Here is a 20,421-nt window from a genome sequence, read left to right on the forward strand (position 1 = left end):
CAAGTAGCCAGCCTTTGCGCACTTGGCAGATAATAAAAATGAAGGCCGAGAGGTGAGTATGTCAAATCTTCAAACCCGCATTATCACAGCGATTGTGCTGGGCGGTTTAACTTTGTGGCTGACATATATCGGCGGTCTTGGTTTCAGCTTGTTGATGATTGCCATGGGATTGGCGATTTTTTATGAGTGGACGACACTCAGCGCGTCGCGCCAAAGTGCCTTTACGAAGATTTTGGGCTGGCTGTGGCTGATCGGTACTTTTGCATTGCTGATCTGGGATGAGAATGCACTTTGGACGATCGGCTTTTTGGCAATCGGTTTTGTCGTATTGTTGGTTCTTGGCTGGAAAACCGGCAAAGCTTGGCCTGCCGCCGGGTTGCTTTATGCAGGTTTTCCGACGATTTCGCTGGCACTTTTACGCGGTGACGAGCCATTTGGCTTTACTGCAATCATTTTTCTTTTCGCCATTGTATGGTCAACCGATATTGCAGCTTATTTTACCGGCCGTTCATTGGGCGGGCCAAAGCTTGCGCCGAAGTTTTCGCCAAATAAAACATGGTCGGGCGCAATCGGCGGTATTGCTGCGGCTGTTGCAGGAGCCATTTTTGTGGCATCTCTTGTGGCAGAGTCCGGCAGTTTCATCGTGCCATTATTGGCGGTTCTGTTGTCGATTGTTTCGCAGATTGGTGACCTGGGCGAATCTTGGGTCAAGCGCCGCTTTGGTGCTAAGGATTCGGGCTGGTTATTGCCGGGGCATGGCGGGGTCATGGATCGCGTTGATGGTCTCATTGCTGCTGGCGCTTTGCTTTATATTATCGGCGCAATCATGGCTGATCCGGATGTGCCATCTGCGATATTTTTTAATCTTTAAGGTCGTCGAAATTTAAATATTATTTTGGCGGTCTCATAAGGCGGGTTACACTCAATTTGTCATCCGTCCCCATCAGGAGTTTTGTTTTGTCCGATATTTTCTCGCATCTGTTTGGGAGCAATAGTCTGCTGGTGGGAACGTTGATACCGTTCGTCTGTGTCCTTAGTGTTGTCGTTTTCGTCCACGAGATGGGGCATTATCTGGTCGGTCGCTGGTGCGGAATTGGTGTACAGGCATTTTCGATCGGTTTCGGCCCTGAATTGATCGGCTATACGGCAAAATCCGGCACACGCTGGAAACTGTCGGCTATTCCGCTCGGCGGTTATGTGAAATTTGCCGGTGATGAAAGCGTGACAAGCTCGCCTGTCGGAATCGATCACGCGCAAATGAGCGAAGATTACCGCAAAACTGCTTTTCACACCCAACCGGTATGGAAGCGTGCAGCAACAGTTTTTGCAGGGCCTGCTTTCAATATTTTGCTCACCATTGCGATTTTGAGCGTCTTCTTCAATATGTATGGCCGCACCATTGCTGACCCTTTGGTTGCAGAAGTAACCATCGGCAGCCCGGCGGAAGCGGCAGGCTTTCAGGCCGGTGACCGTTTCATCAGTGTTGAAGGCTCGAAAGTTACGACCTTTGCCGATGTGCAGCGCATCGTATCAGGGCGCACCGGTGATGCTTTGAAATTCGTTGTTGAGCGTGACGGGCGTGAGCTTGAGCTGGAAGCAATGCCGGTTGCCTCTGAGCAAACTGATGCGCTGGGCAACCAGATCAAGATCGGTGTTATTGGTGTTAAAACAACCAACGAAGTCGCGCAATTTCGTAAAGTTGAGTATGGGCCACTAGAATCAGTCGGGCAGGCGGTGAAGGAAACCGGTCATATTATTGCTCGTACGGGTGAATTTTTCTCGCGATTCTTTGCCGGACGCGAAGATAAGTGTCAGCTGGGCGGGCCGGTTAAAATTGCCAATATGGCAGGACAGGCTGCAAGTTTGGGTTTTGAATGGCTTGTGCAGCTCACTGCAATGCTCTCAATAGGCATTGGCTTGCTCAATTTATTCCCGTTACCGCCGCTGGATGGCGGACATTTGGTGTTTTATGCGGCAGAAGCGGTATTAGGACGACCGGTTTCGGTGAGAGCACAGGAGCTTTTCTATAAATTAGGCTTTTTGCTTGTTATGGGCTTTATGGCTTTTGTACTTTTCAATGATGTCTTTGCCTGCTAACAGTAAAATTGAATTTTGACGTCGATAAGACGGAAAATAAGAGGCGTTGGACTGGATAAGTAATATAATTTGTTTACCATAATCATGGATTCGCGTGGCATGTGTGCCACGGTTGACGATGAAGTAAACAGATTTTAACTGTCGTACTTGCTTGTATGTAAAAACAAGCTATGACGGTAATATGTGAATTTTCTGGGAAACGCGCCCGGGGATAGAAATAAACGAAGGTTTTGAAAGCCCATGACGGCAAGTTCTAAATTCTTTGGCGCCGCATCTGCGATCGCCATGTCCGTGGCTCTGGCAGCCTCAGGTTCTGCGGTTGTGTCACTGGCATCCGTTGCAAGTGCACAGGCAGCTGTTGCGAGCCGTATTGATGTTCGCGGCAATCAGCGCGTCGACGCGCAGACTATCCGTGATAATGTCAATATCCGTCCGGGTAAGGCATATACCAGTGCAGATGTGGACGAAGCGGTTAAACGCCTGTTCGGCATGGGGTTGTTCTCCGATGTGAGAATCACCCAGTCCGGTGGCGCGCTTGTTGTTCATGTCAGTGAATATTCTGTCGTAAACAACGTTCTCTTCCAGGGAAACAAGAAGGTCAAAGATGCGCAGCTGGAACGTGCCGTTCAGTTGAAGCCGCGCAGCACTTTTGATCCGGCCATCATGGAAGGTGACCGCGAAGCCATTAAGGCAGCCTATGGCCATGTTGGTCGTAGCGATGTGACGGTCAATGCCAGAACGGTTGATCTGGGTAGTGGACGCGTTAACGTCGTTTATGAAATCGGCGAAGGTACCCGCACGAAAATCGCTAATATCAATTTCGTCGGTAATAATGCTTATGGCGAACGTCGTCTGCGTGACGTGATCTCCACCAAGCGGTCTAATCCTTTGTCATGGCTGACGCGCAGTGATATTTATGATGAAGGCCGCTTGCAGGCTGATGAAGAAGCGTTGCGTCGTTTCTATTACAACCGCGGCTATGCTGATTTCCGTGTCTTATCTTCAGAAGCAGTTCTGGACGAAGCCACGAATGAATACACCATCACAATTAATGTTGATGAAGGTCAGCGTTATACTTTCGGTGATGTGCAGATTGAAAGCAGTGTTGAAGGTATCGAGCCTGAAGCACTCAACAATTTGATCGCGACACGTTCAGGCCGTAATTACAGTGCCAAAGACGTTGAAAAAACTGTAGAGGCGATTACTGATCGCGTCGCCAGTAACGGTTATGCTTTTGCAAAAGTTGAACCACGCGGTGACCGTAACTTTGACGATCACACAATCTCTGTGGTTTACAATGTCGAGCAGGGGCCGCGCGCTTATGTAGAGCGCATTGAAATCCGCGGTAATGATAAGACACGTGATTATGTCATTCGTCGTGAATTTGATCTTAATGAAGGCGATGCTTTCAATCAGGCGATGATCCAACGTGCAAAACGTCGCCTTGAAGGTTTGGATTTCTTCCAGTCCGTCAATATTTCTACCGCACAGGGTTCGGAAGCGGATCAGGTTGTGCTTATTGTTGACGTGATGGAAAAATCAACCGGTGAATTCTCCATCGGTGCCGGTTATGCGACCGGTGGCGGTACGCCGGGTGCTTCTGTTGAAGGTTCTGTAACCGAGCGCAACTTCTTGGGTCGTGGTCAGTATATTCGTTTTGGTGCCGGTATCGGTCAGAACGATATGCGTAACTACAACTTCTCCTTCACAGAGCCTTATTTCCTCGGCAACCGTATTTCTGCAGGCTTTGATCTTTTCCGCCGCAGCCACCGCGTCGACCGTGATTATGATGTGACTCAGACCGGTGGTTCGATCCGCTTTGGCCTGCCTGTTACAGATAATTTCTCAGCCGGTATTTCCTATAATCTGGTTCAGGAAAAATATAAGCTTGATAAAGACAAAGTTGAAGCTGATTATGCTCCGGCTCTTTGGGAAGCTGCAAAGCTTAGCCCGTGGGTGCGTTCTTCGATCAGCTATTCGCTTGTTTATGATAGCATCGATAATAGGCAGAACCCGCGTGATGGACTGTTTGCCCGCTTTACGCAGGAATTTGCAGGTCTTGGTGGTGATGCCAAGTTCTTGAAAACAACCTTTGACGGTAAATATTATCAGACGTTGCATGAAGATGCAGATCTGATCGGTTTGCTTGGCATCGGTGGTGGTTACATCCATGCCTTTAATGACGATGGCGTGCGTATGTTTGACCTGTTCAAGAACGATCAGGACCTGATCCGTGGCTTCAAATATAACAGCATGGGCCCTTATCAGGATGCAGGCAATGGTGATCGTTACTGGCTGGGTGGTACAACCTACCTGAAGGCAACGGCTGAATTGCAGTTCCCGATGCCGGTGATCCCTGAAAGCTTTGGTATCCGTGGTGCCGTGTTTGCTGATGCAGCAATGCTCTATGGTTCGAAAGAATCAGGTGTACTTGGTGATGACAAGAAGGTTCGTTCTTCTGTCGGTCTCAGCTTGATGTGGGCTTCACCGTTTGGTCCATTGCGTTTCGACTATGCTGTACCAACATCCAAAGCATCTACGGATAAAGTACAGAACTTCAACTTTGGTATTTCGAGCAAGTTCTGATCGATTTGCCTTCTCCCGGAGCCATATGGAGCCGGGAGAGAAAGTGTTTTGATGGCAGATCCTGTTTTTTTCTCGCTTGATCGTCCCGTAACTATCGGGGACGCTGCTGAATTAACCGGTGCCAAACTGCATGATATGCAGTTGGCATCGCGTTTTTTTGTGCGCCTTGCATCCATTGAAAATGCTTCGGCTGATACTGTTGTTTTTGTTGAAGGCAACAAAAACATTGGTTTGCTAAAAAATCTGCATGTTGCAGGTGTTTTTTGTACCGAGGAGATGGTTTCTTCAGTGCCTTCAGGCATTGCAGCTTTGGTTATCAAGCATCCGCACCGTGCTTTTGCCCTTCTGGGCCGCAAGCTTTTTCCAGCCGCTGCTTTTCCCGAAGTCTGGATGGGGGAAGAGGGGGTATCACCCAACGCAAATATTCACCAAACAGCAGTGATTGAAGAGGGCGCGACTGTAGAAGCAGGGGCGGTGGTCGGTAAAGGTGTAACCATCGGATCGGGCAGCAGAATTTGCGCCGGTGCGGTTATTGGTGCACATTGCCAGATTGGCCGGCACAGTTACATTGCTCCGCATGTTTCAGTGCAATATGCATTTATCGGCAATCACGTGATTTTGCATCCCGGTGTTTGCATCGGGCAAGATGGTTTTGGATATTTACCGGGGCCTGCCGGCCTTGAAAAAGTACCGCAATTGGGTCGCGTGATTATTCAGGATCACGTGGAAGTGGGTGCTAATACCACGATCGATCGCGGTTCTTTGAGCGATACAATTCTTGGCGAAGGCACCAAGATCGATAATCTGGTGCAGATTGCCCATAATGTCAAAATTGGACGTTACTGTGTTGTCGCCGCTCATTGCGGGATTTCCGGTAGCGTGACAATCGGTGACATGACCATGCTGGGCGGACGTGTCGGCCTGGCTGACCATCTGACTATCGGATCAAATGTGCAGATTGCTGCGGCAAGTGGCGTGATGCGCGATATACCGGATGGCGAAAAATGGGGAGGTTTCCCCGCCCGACCTATCAAGCAGTGGTTCCGTGAAGTAGCAACCCTGCGCAGCTTTGGACAACCTAAGAAGGAGCAATCCTCTGATGACTGAGATCAACGAGGTTAAGCTTGAAGCGGCAGACATTCACCAATTGTTGAGTGCACTGCCGCATCGTTATCCGTTTTTAATGATTGATCGCATTATTAATATTAATGGTGACCAGTCGGCGACCGGCGTTAAAAATGTGACTATTAACGAACCGCATTTTATGGGGCATTTCCCCGAAAAGCCTGTAATGCCCGGCGTTTTGATCATTGAAGCAATGGCACAGACAGCTGGCGCGATCGTGCTTTTCGAGAGCGGAAAGGGCTGTCCGGGGTTGGTTTATTTCATGACCATTGATAATGCCAAGTTCCGTAAGCCTGTTGTTCCGGGTGATCAATTATTATTGCACGTCAACAAGTTGAAACAGCGCGGTAATATCTCTAAATACCAGTGCGTTGCTGAAGTTGACGGAGTCAAGGTTGCAGAAGCAGAAGTTTCTGCCATGACCCATGTCCCAGAAGGGAAAGAGTAAATAATTATGGCTGAGACCATTATTCACCCAACCGCATTGGTTGAAGACGGGGTGCAGCTTGGCGCAGGCGTTTCAGTCGGTGCTTTCTGCCACATTCAATCGGGCGCGGTAATCGGTGATGGTTCTCAATTGATGAGTCACGTTGTCGTGACCGGTGCGACAAGACTTGGTGCTCATGCGCAAGTCTTTCCGCATGCTGTGCTTGGATGTGAACCGCAAAACGGTAAGCATACCGGTGGGCCGACAACATTGGAAATCGGCACCCATTGCACCATCCGCGAAGGCGTGACCATGCATTGCGGGTCAGATACCAGCCGTGGCCGTACGATTGTTGGAAATCATTGTACATTTCTGGCCTATGCACATGTTGCACATGATTGCATCATTGAAGATCATGTAACTTTTGCCAATAATGTAATGGTGGGGGGCCACTGTGAAATCGGCCATCGGGCGATTTTGGGTGGCGGTTCTGCTGTGCATCAGTTCACCCGTATAGGTCACCATGCTTTTGTGGGTGGTATGGCAGCCGTTGCCGGTGATGTTATACCATTCGGCATGGTGATTGGTGTTCATGCCTATTTGGGTGGTTTGAACATTATCGGCATGAAACGTTCAGGCATTGAAAGAAAAGAGATCCATGCGCTACGTCACGCTTATCGCATGTTGTTTGATCGCACTAAACCGGTGCAGCAACGTGCCAAAGATGTAACGGAGGCTTATGCAGGCTCCCATGCAGTTGCCGATTTGATTGCATTCGTCACGAGTGATTCAAAACGTGCTTTCTGCACGCCGTTGATTAAATCGGCAAAAGGAATTCATGAGGATAATGGTGACGAGCAATAATCGTTTGCCCGTTACCGATCAGTCCGTTTCCCCGCGCACAGCGATTATCGCGGGAAACGGATTATTGCCGATTGAAGTTGCAAAATCTTTGTCTGCCAATGGCAATCCGCCATTTATCTTTGCCTTGCGAGGCGAGGCAGCGCCCGAGCTTTATCAGTTCGAGCATCAGGAACTTTCAATCGTTGAGTTTGCGAAATTTATTAAAGGCATGAAGTCGCGCAATATCAGCCAAGTCATTTTGGCTGGCGGGGTGCTTAATCGTCCGCATTTGTCTGATTTGCGCTTTGATATGCCGACATTACGTGCTTTGCCGAAAGTTATCGGTGCTTTGGGCAAAGGCGATGATGCTTTACTGCGCGCTTTTATCCGTTTGCTTGAAGGTTATGATATAAAAGTGATCGGGGCGCATGAAATTGTGCCTGATTTACTCTCGCCAACGCCGTCGCAATGTTTAACAATTGCTCATCCAGACAAGCGCGAACAGGAAAATATCCGCCTTGGCGCAGAGGCTGCACGCTTACTTGGTGATCTTGATGTCGGGCAGGGCGGTGTGGCTGTTGGTGGTCGTGTGGTAGCGCTTGAGGGGGCGGAAGGCACGGATTTGATGTTGCTGCGTGTGGCAGAACTGCGTGCTTCGGGTCGTATTCCTCCGCGTGGCGGCGTATTGGTCAAATGTGCCAAGCCATCACAGGAAGAACGTGCGGATTTGCCGGCCATTGGTGTGATGACAGTTGTCAATGCTGATAAAGCCGGTTTGGCAGGAATTGCAGTTGAAGCAGGGCGCAGTTTTGTGCTTGGTTATCAGGAAACGATTAACGAGGCAAATAAGCGCGGCCTTTTTATTGAGACTTTTGTACGAACACCAGCTGAATGAGGTCTGACTTTGATGAGTAAGCAGGTGATAACACGTCCGCAATCGCAACTTGCTCCTCTCAAAATTGCACTTGTTGCAGGTGAAGAGTCCGGCGATTTGCTTGGCGCTGATTTGATTGATGCCTTGCGTCTGCAAACTGACAGGCTCGTTGAAATTGTCGGTGTCGGTGGTGCGCATTTACAGGAGCGCGGATTGAAGACTTTATTCAATCCGCATGAAATCTCGCTGATGGGTTTAGGCTCTGTTTTAAAAAACCTGCCAAAGCTGATTTTGCGTATCCGTCAAACAGCCAAGGCCATTGTTGCTGAAAAACCTGATTGTCTGGTGATCATCGATAGTCCGGACTTTACTCATCGTGTGGCGAAAAAAGTACGCCTTGCAGATCCTTCCATTCCGATTGTCAAATATATCGCGCCAACAGTTTGGGCATGGCGGCCGCGCCGTGCCAAAGAAATGCGCGATTATATTGACCACGTTTTGACAATTTTGCCGTTTGAAGTGGATGTGCTTAAGCAATTACACGGACCGGATGCGACTTATGTCGGGCACAGACTTGCCGGTTTGCAGCCGATATTGGAAGCACGTGCCAAACAAAAGAAACGCGCTGCGTTAAGTGATGCTGCTGCACCACGTCAAATTTTGATTTTGCCAGGTTCACGTCGTTCTGAAATCCAAGGTTTGATGCCGGTTTTTGGGGAAGCCTTAAAAGAGCTTGCACTGCGTTTTGAAACTGTCGAGGCTGTTTTGCCTACTTTGCCGCATCTGGAAACAATGGTGCGTGAGCAGTCTAAAAACTGGGCGGTGAAACCAAAAATCGTTGTTGGTGATGAAGCTAAATATCTGGCTTTTTCAGAAAGCGATGCTGCGCTGGCGGCTTCCGGTACTGTTTCACTGGAATTGGCCTTGGCGCAGGTGCCAACAGTCTTGGCTTATAAAACCGACTGGTTTGCACGTCAGTTTTTGTTGCCGCGCATTACCATTTGGAGTGCGGCACTGCCTAATATTATCACCGACGAGCCGATTTTGCCGGAATATTTTGATTATTATATGCGCCCGGGTGCCTTGGCGCGCCAATTGCAGCGCTTGTTGATTGAAGGGCCGGTTAGGGAGGCACAAATTAAAGGCTTTGAGGAGGTTGCAGAGCTAATGGCAACGGATCAGTCATCCGGTGAACTGGCGGCCTCTGTGGTGCTTAAATTAGCTTCTGCTCCACGTTAAAAAAATAAACAATAACAAAAGCCGCACATATCATGTACGGCTTTTTTATTTTCTGTCAGGCTCCGTCGGCAGGGGCGGCATTTAGCAAGCCGTAACGTTCTTCGCCAATTTTGCCGAGCAATTCCAGCTGGGTTTCAAGAAAGTCGATATGACCTTCCTCATCCTTGAGAAGCTCATCAAAAAGCTGTTTGGTCACATAGTCACCAAGCTGATCGCAGATTTCACGTGATTTTTTATAGGATGTGCGGGCATCAATTTCACCTTGCAAATCACATTCCAGCACTTCTTTTACATTCTGGCCGATGCGCAGCGGCGCAACGGACTGAAGGTTCGGGTGGCCTTCGAGGAAAATAATACGCTCGATAATACGATCGGCATGCTGCATTTCTTCAATGGATTCTTCGCGCTCTTTTTTTGCAAGACGCGCATAGCCCCAGTCGTCAAGCAGACGATAATGCAACCAATATTGATTGACGGCACCTAATTCGAGAAAGAGTGCTTCGTTAAGCCGCTCGATGACCTGTGGTTCGCCCTTCATGCTTTATTCTCCCAAATTTTTCACGTAGAGATCTGACCTGATCAATGAACAAGATCACATTCTCATCATTTTGATTATGACGAAGATGATATTCTTCAGTGACTTTTATGATCGTTTCAACAACATTTGGGAAGCAGCCGCTGCAACGGCCGCGGCGTGATAAAGCATGATAAATTGTTGCCGGCACAATCAATCTCCAGCAATCTTCATCAAGAAGTTCAATAATAGTGTCTTCAATTTGTTTTTGCGTAATAAAGTTGCAATGGCAAACCAGCATATCAAAGTACTCCTGCCGTAAATGCCACATGTTTCCTAAGGAAATATGATCCAGATGCTATTTGCAATGAGAAAATAATATTTACAAAAGCAAAGCATTTTAATGCGTTACTTATTTTTCTATTATGAGTATTTAATTTAAACTTAGAACCAGTCATTGGTTCCTCCAATAGATCAGGGTAAAGGCCTGAATATTAAAGGTTTCATCTGTAATTTGGCTTATATGCGGAATTTTTATAAAACTTGTCAAATACAATGATTTGGAATTGTTCTAAAAAACAAAGACTTAGAATAAATCTAAACTTGAATTAAATGCCCATATTAACGTCATAAATCGGCATTCTTTGCCATCAAAAGGGGGCAAAAGATTTAAAAGTTACTCATGTGGTATTTTGCCTCATATGCCTGTTTTTTCGAAAATGAGGCCGATATTCTTTATTCATGAAACAAGATAAGCCGACATTATGTCTTTTTAGTCAGTCTGTTCAGACTGAGGTGATTCATCTTCCGGCGGGAATTCGTCCTCCTGCATATCCGGAATTGGACTACCACAGCGGCGGTACATCAAATCGGTTAGTGCGTTTTTTAAACCATTAGCGACTGGGAGTTGATAATGGGAAATCTCATCCACACCCATGCACCATTTTATCTGCTCTTCATTGAGGCCGTAATTGGTTTCAAGAAAAGCGATCACATAAGAAACACCTTCCTCGCAATTTTCTGTTTCACAAAAGCCGCCTTCTTTCGCCAGCAGTTTCAGCGAGTTTAACCCAAGTGTTTCTACATAAGGGCGCATGATAAAAGGAGTAGCGCCCAAGAGGGCAATAATAATCAGGCCGCCGATGGTCCATTTGACAGGTCTTTGCATCAGTACATCTTTCATGGCATGCAGAAAAAAAGGGAAGATGATGTGGCTTGGGCTGCATCGGGTATAATTATAGTGGCACCTTATCGTAATTTATCAAAAAAATTTTAACCGGTGCAAGTTTTCAAAATTGAAGTTCATTTTGATTGATTTAATTTGACTATTACGTAAAAGGAAGTTTTGCTTCTTCTATATCAGCTGGTAAATCCAGCTATTGGTATTTTCAGGCGAAAGGTCAAGCTTTGCGGCGCGAGTATTATACGATTACCGAATTAACGCGCGAATTTGGTATTTCGACACGAACCTTGCGCTTTTATGAGGATGAAGGCTTATTGCAGCCGGAAAGGCGTGGTCGTACGCGTTTATTTCGCCCTGCTGACAGGCATTTGCTGCGTCAGATTTTGCGCGGCAAAAGGCTTGGTTTTTCGATTGCCGAAATTCGCGATATTATTCGCATGTATAGCGAGCCGCCATCAGATACCGAGCAGCTGAAATTGCTGGTTCGTCATGTCAATGACAAGCGTGAAGAGCTGGTGCAGAAAAAACGCGATATTGAAGAAACGCTGAGTGAATTGGAACGAATTGAAGAAATCTGTATCGAGCGGATTGCCGAGCTTGGTGTTTCGACTTAATCCTCTATTGAAGTGCAGGGAAAGTTTTTGCTGAGCATAATTGCGCACTTTCCTGCAAAGATTGGCTCATCTCCTCCGTCGCCTGACCATTATAAATCTGCTTGGCGATATTTTTCTGATTGATATTTTCCGTCACACAGGTGCAGAACTTGGCACATAATTCTGGTGCGCCTTGTTGGGTGCAATTGCTTTGACATGCTTGTAAAAATGCGCGTTCAGGGCCGGCAGGTGGCAAGATGAAGGTGAGTGCGTAGATTATTGCCATCAACACCGGTTGGTGGATCAGGTAAAAAGCCAGACTATGTTTGCCGATAAAAGTGAGCGGCTTTGAAATTTGTACTTCTTTATCGGAGCTTTTAAGCCAGACATTGAGGTTATATGTCTGGCAGATTTTCGCCAGAGCAATACCGGTCAATACCGCGCTGAACCATGGAAACAGTGGCACATAATCATTGGATGTGGGGGGGATGATGCCAAGACCGACAAATTTGAGCAGCGGTGCATTAAAGACATCAGATTTTGCATAATCGGGTGCAATGAAAAACAACAATGCAAAAAGCAGAATGAGCAATGCAGGCAGACGCAAGAAGAGTAGACCCAGCACGCTCGCCAATGCGATTTGATGCAAAATGCCAAAAAAGATAAATGAATTTGGTGATGTATAATATGTCAGGCCGCTAATTGCTGCAGCAGCAATGACAATCATAGTGAGGCGCTTGCCAAAAGAATGCCAGCGAATGGCTTTGCCATGGGCCAGATAAAGGCTGAAGCCAACCAGAATGAGAAAGCTGCTGGCTATAAGACGGGCAAAGAGTTTCCAGCCGCCATGTGATGCGGTGCCGGGTTCCATATAGCCAAAGAATTCCAGATCCCAGCCTGTATGATAAATCGCCATTGCAATGAGGGCGAGGCCGCGCGCAATATCAATGCGATTGAGGCGTGAGGGGGAGGTTGTGGCACTCATGGTGTAATTAAAACCGCCTTGGCAAGCTGCTGGAATATGAATGATTATTCGTAGCACGACACTATGTTGCAGATAAAGAGCGCAACCAGGAGCTTGCAATTACCATGATGAATTTTAAGTGAGACACGTAAAAAAGCCCCGGAAACTATCCGGGGCTTTTTTGTTTTCAAACTTATTTGCGTTTTGCCACAGGCACGTAATCGCGTTCTGCTTCGCCGGTGTAAAGCTGACGCGGACGACCGATTTTCTGCTGCGGATCTTCGATCATTTCCTTCCACTGTGCGACCCAGCCAACAGTACGGGCAAGGGCGAACAGCACGGTGAACATTTCGGTCGGGAAGCCAAGAGCCTTCAGCGTAATACCGGAGTAGAAGTCGATATTCGGGTAGAGCTTCTTCTCGATGAAATATTCGTCGGTCAGCGCGATGCGTTCCAGTTCCATGGCTACGTCGAGCAACGGATCATCTTTGATGCCGAGCTCGGCCAGGACTTCATGCGTGGTTTTCTGCATGATTTTAGCGCGTGGATCGTAGTTCTTGTAAACGCGGTGACCAAAGCCCATCAGACGGAACGGATCGTTCTTGTCTTTTGCTTTCGCAATATATTCAGGGATGCGGTCAACAGAGCCGATTTCAGCAAGCATGTTCAATGCTGCTTCGTTGGCGCCGCCATGTGCAGGGCCCCAGAGGCAGGCAACACCAGCTGCGATACATGCAAAAGGATTGGCGCCGGAAGAACCGGCCAGACGAACTGTTGAGGTCGATGCGTTCTGTTCGTGATCGGCGTGCAGAATGAAAATGCGATCCATTGCACGGGCAAGCACTGGGTTGACCTTGTATTCTTCACAAGGAACAGCAAAGCACATGTGCAGGAAGTTAGATGCGAAATCGAGATCGTTTTTCGGATAAACGAATGGCTGACCGATGTGGTATTTATAAGCCATTGCCGCCAGTGTCGGCATTTTTGCGATCAGACGGATGGAGGCAACCATGCGCTGATGCGGGTCGGTAATGTCTGTTGAATCGTGGTAGAAGGCGGACATTGCGCCGACGCAACCGACCATTACGGCCATTGGGTGGGCATCACGGCGGAAGCCGGTGAAGAAGCGTGTCATCTGCTCGTGGAGCATGGTGTGACGGGTCACACGGTAGTCGAAGTCGGCTTTTTGAGCCTGTGTCGGCAGTTCGCCGTAAAGAAGAAGATAGCAGGTTTCTAAGAAATCGCCATTTTCGGCTAATTGTTCAATCGGATAGCCCCGATAGAGAAGAACGCCTTCATCACCATCAATATAGGTGATTTTGGATTCACATGATGCGGTAGAAGTAAAACCCGGATCATATGTGAAGGAATTTGCATTCTTGTACAACGGACCGATATCGACAACATTTGGACCAACGGTGCCCGCTCGCACCGGCAGCTCAAAGGTTTTTCCGTCGAGGGTAAAACTAGCTGTCTTGTCAGACATCGGTATTCCTTTCATGTCCTCATTGCTTATGTCGCCGCTTGGGTGCGGCTCTTATTCAAGCAGATAAAGTGCATGTTTGTCCAATTATCACTTAGTCTGCTTCGTGAATAACTGGCCGCCAAACTATCCCAAAGAACCAATGTTGCAATGCTAAAAAGCTTCAACTTCAGCAAGTTTTCGTGTTTGGCGGCCATTTTTTCAAACTTAAACGATTTGATCGCGAATTCGTCCCAGAGCTTCCTCACGACCGAGCACTTCCAGCACATCAAAAACGCCGGGAGATGTCGATTTTCCCACTAGGGCTGCACGTAAAGGTTGTGCAACCTTGCCAAGTTTGAGGTTTTTTGCTTCAGAAAATGCGCGCGCAGTAGAATCAAGTGCTGCGGCAGTCCATTCTGTTGTTGCTTCCAGAGCCGGCAAAACATCTTTGAGAAGGGCACGACCTTCATCATTGAGAATGGCCGATGCTTTTTCATCTAATGCGAGCGGGCGCTGAGCAAACAAGAACTGCGCGCCTTCCATCAATTCGACCAATGTTTTGGCGCGATCTTTCAGGCCCGGCATAGCAGCTAAAAGCTGCACACGTTTTTGCTCATCAAGAGCGGCAAGCATTGTTTCACCACCTTCAAAATAAGGCAGATTTTCAATCAGTGTGTTGGTCAGCTCTTCACTGTCGCGGGCACGGATATATTGTCCGTTGATGGCTTCCAGTTTCTGGAAGTCAAAGCGCGCTGCCCCTTTATTAATGTCGACAATATCAAACCATTCGATCATCTGCGCGATCGACATGATTTCATCGTCGCCATGGCTCCAGCCAAGACGGGCGAGGTAATTGCAAAGCGCATCCGGCAGATAACCCATCGCGCGATAAGCATCGACACCCAAAGCGCCATGACGCTTGGAAAGCTTGGCACCATCCGCACCGTGAATAAGCGGGATATGCGACATGGACGGAACATCCCAGCCCATGGCATTGTAAATGACAGTCTGGCGGGCTGCGTTGGTGAGATGGTCGTCACCACGAATAATATGGGTGACGCCCATATCATGGTCATCGACAACCACTGCATGCATATAGGTTGGCGTGCCGTCGGAACGTAAAATAATGAAATCATCGAGATCTTTGTTCGGGAAGCGCACTTCGCCCTGAACCGCATCATCGACAACGGTTTCACCTGTTTGCGGTGCTTTAATACGGATAACCGGCTTGATGCCTTCAGGAGCCTCATCGGCCGAGCGATCTCTCCAACGACCATCATAACGAGGCGGGCGGCCTTCGGAGCGTGCCAGTTCGCGCATCGCATCCAGCTCTTCCGGTGTGGCATAACAATAATAAGCCTTGCCACTGGCAACCAGCTCTTCTGCGACTTCACGGTGACGGGGCGCGCGTTCAAATTGGGAAATAGCTTCGCCTTCCCATGTCAGACCAAGCCATGTCAAACCGTCCAGAATAGCGGTGGTGGCAGCATCGGTTGAACGTTCACGGTCGGTGTCTTCAATACGCAGCAACATTTTGCCGCCGCGGTTTTTGGCATAGAGCCAGTTGAAGAGTGCAGTGCGTGCACCACCGATGTGAAGATAACCGGTCGGGGATGGTGCAAAGCGGGTAATAACAGGCTTGGACATGACAGCTCCGCTGTAATTTTTTATCAACAGATAGCATAATCGCTCGCAATCTGCTGCATGGTAATTTGATTTTTTGTAAAACGCAGACCCAAATATCAGCGCTGGTCAAAGCGCATATAAGAATAGGCTTCGGTTTTATATAAAGCTCATGTAGCATAGGTAGCATCGTGCGCAAGGGCGTGCGGCTAAGTTTTTCTATAATCGTGCATGATATAGCGGAGGCAGATTAAGGGGAGGAACGGGGCTGGGCCGGGGGGCAAATACGAACCAAAATGAGACGGTTGCGCCTGCTATTGATGAGCGTGCGTTATTAAAAGAGCTGCGCGGAAATCTTTCTTATTCGCCTTTTTTGCCCGATCCTGCCATTCACGATTATCCGCTTGAAGGGCCACCCGCTGAGCCATTTGAAAATCTGGATGAAACCGGGTTTCGGGCTCGTATCCAATTATATATTGTCCAACTGCAATCGGCTTTGCAGGCCGAGCGTGAGCGGGGCACCGGTTTTTTACTGTTGCCGGTCAGTGCCGGTACGGGTGTAATCACCTATTTTACCCAAGCACAGGAAACCAGCTGGTTGTCTCTTATACTGCCATTGTGTTTATTGGTGGCGATGCGCTGGTGGGTGCGGGAACGGTATTATTGGTCATCCATCCTGTTGTTGGCGATTTTTTTCCAGATTGGAATGTTTTGCGGCAAGCTGGAAACCTGGCGCTATTCCACGGCAATGGTTGGTTCGGATGTTACGACGCGGTTGACTGGGCGTGTTGTCGGCTTGGAAGCGCAATATACCGGTGGCTGGCGGTTGACGATAGACGTCTTGTCAACCGAGCGACCTGTTTTACGCCATGCACCGGAGAGATTGCGAATGACAGCACGCGATATCCCTGCGCAAACGGAAATCGGCTCCACACTTACCGGACTTGTACGCTTGCGTCCCCATTCTGGGCCAGTACGACCGGGTAATTACGACTTTGCCTTTAATGGTTATTTTAAAGGTAATGGTGGCAATGGTTTTTACATGGGCACGCCTGTTTTGGCGAAGACTGCTTCATTAAGTTGGGTGGGGGATACATTTTCTTATGCTATTGCCACACTTCGCCATATTGTCGGCACCCGTGTCACCAGTGTGGTGAGCGGGGAAGACGGCGCCATTGCTGCTGCATTGATTTCGGGGCAGCGCGACGGCATTAGCGAGCATACAAATGAAACTTTGCGCAATTCCGGCTTAGCACATGTTTTGTCAATTTCGGGTTTGCATCTGGCCTTGGCCGCAGGTGTTGTCATTATCGGTTTTCGCAGCGTTGCAGGCTTGTTCCCATCCTTTGCTGCAAGGCATCCGATTAAAAAATATGCAGCCGCCGCAGCATTGTTTAGCTCTGCGTTTTATTTGGCGCTATCGGGCTCTGATGTAGCGGCGCAGCGCAGTTTTGTGATGATTATGGTGATGCTTGTAGCTTTGCTTTTTGATCGCGCGGCACTCAGCATTCGCAATCTTGCAATCGCAGCACTCATTGCCTTTATCAGCTCGCCGCATGAAGTGCTGGGGCCAAGTTTTCAAATGTCTTTTTCAGCAACAGCTGGTTTGGTAGCGGCCTTTGCGTGGTGGAGTGATAGAAAATCAGCACTCCATAATCAGGGCAAGATCGCTAAAAGACAAAAGAACTCGAAGCTCAAAAAATGGTTCGTGCCAATTGTTGCAACTGCCGCCACATCAATTGTCGCTGGTATTGCAAGCGGCATTTACTCAGCCTATCACTTTAATAATACAGCACCTTTTGGTTTACTCGGCAATATATTGGCGATGCCGGTGATTTCCATCATTATCATGCCTTTTGCGGTTTTAAGCTTGTTGTTGATGCCGCTGCAGTTGGATTGGTTGCCGTTGCAGATCATGGGGCTTGGCGTTTGGGGCATGCGACAGATCGCCGAGTTGGTTTCATCAATCGCACCGGCAGGAAATCCCGGAATTATATCATCGGGGGCAATTATCAGCTGGACAATTGCGGTGGTGATTGCAGTCATCTGCACGACGCGCTTGCGCAATCTTTCGTTATTATTAGTGGCTATCGGCTTTTTCTTTTATTTCGTGGAGAATGATCCCGATATAATGATTTCCGAGGATGCCAAACTGGTGGCGGTTGGCCTTGCCGATGGACGACTTGCTGTCAACCGTTCGCGTCCGTCGCGTTTCACAATTCAAAATTGGGCAAAAGCTTATGATGTGAGCGAGATTGTTCCACCGGTAATAGCTGGTTCAAAGAAAAATGGCACTTATCAGGAAAATGCATTTTATTGTGAAGAAAACATCTGTTCAATCACACTCGCTGATGGGCGTATGCTGAGCTATACCGAAACACTAGGTACAGTCGAAACGGCGTGTCATATTGGGGATGTGGTTATATTGGCAGTGGCGGGTAAAAAACCGGAATGCATGGCTGCAGATAAGCTCGTGATTACGCGGCGGGAGTTAGCTTTGAAGGGGGCGCTTGAGATCAGGCTTGGCGATCCAGTCATTCAAGAGGTTAATGCCAAAAATAATGTTTCGGCAGGTATGGGATTACATCCGGTCTTTGAAGACGAGAATGATGCTGACACTTTTGAGAGTGAGCTTGATGAACCAGAACCATATGATGCTATCACAAATGTGGCTGCTACTGACCTGCAATCTCAACAATCTGTTAGTAAGAATTTAGAAAATGATAATAAATTACTGAAATATAATGATAAATTGACATATTCGGTTGGTGATCCGCAACGCCCGTGGCATCTATATCGTCTATACTCCCGCGCGGGGCGTGGCCTTGCCGATTATGTGGCTCCAAAGGCAAAAGCTAATCAGAAAAATTCACCTATCAATGATGATAATTGATCATCCTGCATTATCGCTTACGGCTGTATTTATTCAAGAAAACCAAATTTCGATGAAGCTGTTATGATCCTAAAATTATGGCAATAATTTACGATCTCAATAGACGCTGAAAAACAAAGATGCCCATGAGCTTAATAATAAGATAACCGTTCGGCAGGCGTAAACTTTAGATCATATATGATTGCGTCTCGGTTTCATAAGCCACACAAATGTTATGAAAGGAACCAAACCAATTATCATTGTGACATAACGGTTTGGTTCGCATCGGGTTTAATAATTGCACTGGCCGGATTAGTAGCGGCGTATCAATCCGACCAGCTTGCCCTGAACCTGTACGCGGTCGGGGCCAAAAATTCTGGTTTCATAAGCAGGGTTGGCAGCTTCGAGTGCGATGGATGCGCCTTTGCGGCGGAAGCGTTTTAAGGTTGCTTCTTCGTCATCGACAAGGGCAACGACGATTTCTCCCGGATTGGCGTTATTGCCGCGGCGGATCACAACCGTGTCACCTTCAAAAATTCCGGCTTCGATCATCGAGTCGCCTTTCACTTCGAGTGCGTAATGCTCGCCAGAGCCGATCATATCCATCGGTAAAGTGATGGTACGTGTCTGGTTCTGAATGGCGGAAATGGGGACGCCGGCAGCAATGCGCCCCATGACAGGCACAGAAATTGTATCGCTGTTTTCAAAAGCAGCATCCACTGGTGCGGTTTCGGGTTTTGCTGGTGCAGCAGGTTTGCCCAGACTTCCTTCAATCACGCTTGGGGAGAACTTTTTTTGGGAGTTTAACCCCGGGGCAATGGAATCGGGCAGGCGGATGACTTCCAATGCGCGGGCGCGATTGGGAAGGCGGCGAATGAAGCCGCGCTCTTCCAATGCGGTGATCAGACGATGAATACCGGACTTGGAGGCCAAATCCAAAGCATCCTTCATTTCATCAAAAGAGGGCGGGATGCCGACTTCTTTCAGACGTTCGTGTATGAAAAGAAGTAATTCATGCTGCTTGCGGGTTAACATAAGCTAAAGCCCCCCCCAGAGTTAAGAATCAAATTTAAAAACAAATGCAGAACAAACACTATCTGTTCTTTGCTTGTTCTGCAAGTGTCTCTTAATCATATTTTAAGGTGGTAAAAAATGGATACTTGCCGCGAAGATTTTTTTGCATTAGAACAAAGTAGGAACTTAAAATTAAGTGGCATATCTCTTGTGGAAACAGGCTATAATTGCTGACATCTGCCGCAGGATGGATGTGCTAAATCATTGGCGGCTGTTATCTGTAGCAGTTAACCAAAGTTAAAAGATAAGGTGGAGTTAAGCGCATGGCAGGTAGTGTCAACAAGGTTATACTGGTCGGCAATCTTGGTGCGGATCCGGAAGTCAGACGGCTAAGCTCCGGTGACCCTGTCGTTAATTTGCGTATTGCGACTTCTGAAAGCTGGCGCGACCGCCAGTCCGGTGAGCGCCGCGAAAAGACCGAATGGCACAGTGTTGTGATTTTCAATGAAAATCTGGCCAAAGTCGCTGAACAATACTTGAAAAAAGGCGCGAAAGTTTATCTGGAAGGCGCTTTGCAGACCCGTAAATGGCAGGATCAGAACGGCAATGAACGCTATACGACTGAAATCGTGTTGCAGAAATTCCGTGGTGAATTGCAGATGCTCGACAGTCGCGGTGAAGGCGGCGGACAGGGTCGTTCTTTTGACGGTGGCGGTCGTTCGCAGATGTCTGATTATTCCGGTGGCGGTTCATCGGGCGGCTCTGATTTTGGTAGCTCAGGTCCATCATCCGGCGGCGGTTTCTCACGCGATCTGGACGATGAAATTCCATTTTAATGAAAGAAACCGATAAAAATGAGCATTTAATTGCAAAATTTTGTTCGGTTTTTGCATGAAATTTAAGGAATATGCGCGAGTTTTTATCAAAACTCGCGCATTTTTTATATGTGTGGTTTATCTTTTCCAGCCGCTATGCTCGATATGACGACCGCTTTAAAAAAAT

The 20,421-nt window shown here is 48.0% G+C and carries 18 protein-coding genes; 11 read left to right on the forward strand and 7 right to left on the reverse strand.

Annotation, left to right across the window (positions count from 1 at the left end; genetic code table 11):
* The first annotated feature begins 58 nt into the window (after positions 1 to 58).
* The 8 genes from ACI0FR_RS06820 to lpxB all read left to right on the forward strand — a co-directional run bounded on the left by ACI0FR_RS06820 (position 59) and on the right by lpxB (position 9,191).
* A complete protein-coding gene (locus ACI0FR_RS06820; RefSeq protein WP_404905962.1) occupies positions 59 to 871 on the forward strand; it encodes a phosphatidate cytidylyltransferase in 813 nt (270 codons plus the stop codon).
* Between the two features lie 86 nt (positions 872 to 957).
* Positions 958 to 2,097: an RIP metalloprotease RseP gene (gene rseP, locus ACI0FR_RS06825; protein WP_404905961.1), complete on the forward strand. Its 1,140-nt coding sequence runs from the start codon at positions 958 to 960 to the stop codon at positions 2,095 to 2,097.
* Positions 2,098 to 2,337: 240 nt separating this feature from the next.
* The gene (bamA, locus tag ACI0FR_RS06830; RefSeq protein ID WP_374830803.1) at positions 2,338 to 4,683 is read left to right on the forward strand and encodes an outer membrane protein assembly factor BamA; all 2,346 of its coding nucleotides are present in this window, start codon (positions 2,338 to 2,340) and stop codon (positions 4,681 to 4,683) included.
* Between the two features lie 51 nt (positions 4,684 to 4,734).
* Positions 4,735 to 5,790 carry a UDP-3-O-(3-hydroxymyristoyl)glucosamine N-acyltransferase gene (lpxD, locus tag ACI0FR_RS06835; protein WP_374830805.1) on the forward strand — a complete coding sequence of 352 codons (1,056 nt, stop codon included), beginning with the start codon at positions 4,735 to 4,737 and terminating at the stop codon, positions 5,788 to 5,790.
* Positions 5,783 to 6,256 carry a 3-hydroxyacyl-ACP dehydratase FabZ gene (gene fabZ / locus ACI0FR_RS06840; protein WP_374830807.1) on the forward strand — a complete coding sequence of 158 codons (474 nt, stop codon included), beginning with the start codon at positions 5,783 to 5,785 and terminating at the stop codon, positions 6,254 to 6,256. The genes lpxD and fabZ overlap by 8 nt, the downstream gene beginning before the upstream one ends.
* 6 nt (positions 6,257 to 6,262) lie before the next feature.
* Positions 6,263 to 7,099, forward strand: a complete 837-nt coding sequence (lpxA, locus tag ACI0FR_RS06845) for an acyl-ACP--UDP-N-acetylglucosamine O-acyltransferase (protein ID WP_374830809.1) — start codon at positions 6,263 to 6,265, stop codon at positions 7,097 to 7,099.
* Positions 7,086 to 7,973, forward strand: a complete 888-nt coding sequence (locus ACI0FR_RS06850; RefSeq protein WP_374830811.1) for an LpxI family protein — start codon at positions 7,086 to 7,088, stop codon at positions 7,971 to 7,973. The genes lpxA and ACI0FR_RS06850 overlap by 14 nt, the downstream gene beginning before the upstream one ends.
* A 12-nt stretch (positions 7,974 to 7,985) precedes the next feature.
* Positions 7,986 to 9,191, forward strand: a complete 1,206-nt coding sequence (gene lpxB / locus ACI0FR_RS06855; RefSeq protein ID WP_374830812.1) for a lipid-A-disaccharide synthase — start codon at positions 7,986 to 7,988, stop codon at positions 9,189 to 9,191.
* A gap of 55 nt (positions 9,192 to 9,246) precedes the next feature.
* On the opposite strand, the gene bfr is transcribed toward lpxB, so the two are convergent.
* The 3 genes from bfr to ACI0FR_RS06870 all read right to left on the reverse strand — a co-directional run bounded on the left by bfr (position 9,247) and on the right by ACI0FR_RS06870 (position 10,888).
* Positions 9,247 to 9,729 carry a bacterioferritin gene (gene bfr, locus ACI0FR_RS06860; protein ID WP_374830814.1) on the reverse strand — a complete coding sequence of 161 codons (483 nt, stop codon included), beginning with the start codon at positions 9,727 to 9,729 and terminating at the stop codon, positions 9,247 to 9,249.
* The gene (locus ACI0FR_RS06865; RefSeq protein WP_374830816.1) at positions 9,695 to 10,006 is read right to left on the reverse strand and encodes a (2Fe-2S)-binding protein; all 312 of its coding nucleotides are present in this window, start codon (positions 10,004 to 10,006) and stop codon (positions 9,695 to 9,697) included. The genes bfr and ACI0FR_RS06865 overlap by 35 nt, the downstream gene beginning before the upstream one ends.
* Positions 10,007 to 10,477: 471 nt before the next feature.
* Entirely contained in the window at positions 10,478 to 10,888 is a 411-nt protein-coding gene (locus tag ACI0FR_RS06870) for a hypothetical protein (protein WP_404905960.1), read from the reverse strand.
* Between the two features lie 224 nt (positions 10,889 to 11,112).
* On the opposite strand from ACI0FR_RS06870, the gene ACI0FR_RS06875 reads away from it, so the two are divergent.
* Positions 11,113 to 11,502, forward strand: coding sequence for a MerR family transcriptional regulator (locus ACI0FR_RS06875; RefSeq protein WP_374830820.1), 390 nt, complete (start codon positions 11,113 to 11,115; stop codon positions 11,500 to 11,502).
* 4 nt (positions 11,503 to 11,506) lie between these two features.
* Here the strand turns inward: ACI0FR_RS06875 and ACI0FR_RS06880 are convergent, their stop codons facing one another.
* From ACI0FR_RS06880 to gltX, 3 genes are all read right to left on the reverse strand, one after another.
* Positions 11,507 to 12,466, reverse strand: coding sequence for a heparan-alpha-glucosaminide N-acetyltransferase (locus ACI0FR_RS06880; RefSeq protein ID WP_404905959.1), 960 nt, complete (start codon positions 12,464 to 12,466; stop codon positions 11,507 to 11,509).
* Positions 12,467 to 12,638: 172 nt separating this feature from the next.
* A complete protein-coding gene (gltA, locus tag ACI0FR_RS06885) occupies positions 12,639 to 13,931 on the reverse strand; it encodes a citrate synthase (protein WP_374830824.1) in 1,293 nt (430 codons plus the stop codon).
* Between the two features lie 204 nt (positions 13,932 to 14,135).
* Positions 14,136 to 15,557, reverse strand: a complete 1,422-nt coding sequence (gene gltX, locus ACI0FR_RS06890) for a glutamate--tRNA ligase (protein WP_374830826.1) — start codon at positions 15,555 to 15,557, stop codon at positions 14,136 to 14,138.
* Positions 15,558 to 15,906: 349 nt separating this feature from the next.
* Here gltX and ACI0FR_RS06895 point away from each other — a divergent pair, with 349 nt between their 5' ends.
* A complete protein-coding gene (locus tag ACI0FR_RS06895) occupies positions 15,907 to 18,426 on the forward strand; it encodes a ComEC/Rec2 family competence protein (RefSeq protein WP_404905958.1) in 2,520 nt (839 codons plus the stop codon).
* 291 nt (positions 18,427 to 18,717) lie between these two features.
* On the opposite strand, the gene lexA is transcribed toward ACI0FR_RS06895, so the two are convergent.
* A complete protein-coding gene (lexA, locus tag ACI0FR_RS06900) occupies positions 18,718 to 19,440 on the reverse strand; it encodes a transcriptional repressor LexA (protein ID WP_374830830.1) in 723 nt (240 codons plus the stop codon).
* A 302-nt stretch (positions 19,441 to 19,742) separates the two neighbouring features.
* Here lexA and ACI0FR_RS06905 point away from each other — a divergent pair, with 302 nt between their 5' ends.
* Positions 19,743 to 20,255, forward strand: a complete 513-nt coding sequence (locus ACI0FR_RS06905; RefSeq protein ID WP_374830832.1) for a single-stranded DNA-binding protein — start codon at positions 19,743 to 19,745, stop codon at positions 20,253 to 20,255.
* Positions 20,256 to 20,421 lie beyond the last annotated feature (166 nt).

The sequence above is a fragment of the Paenochrobactrum sp. BZR 201-1 genome, from assembly GCF_044987585.2.
Lineage (GTDB): Bacteria > Pseudomonadota > Alphaproteobacteria > Rhizobiales > Rhizobiaceae > Paenochrobactrum > Paenochrobactrum pullorum.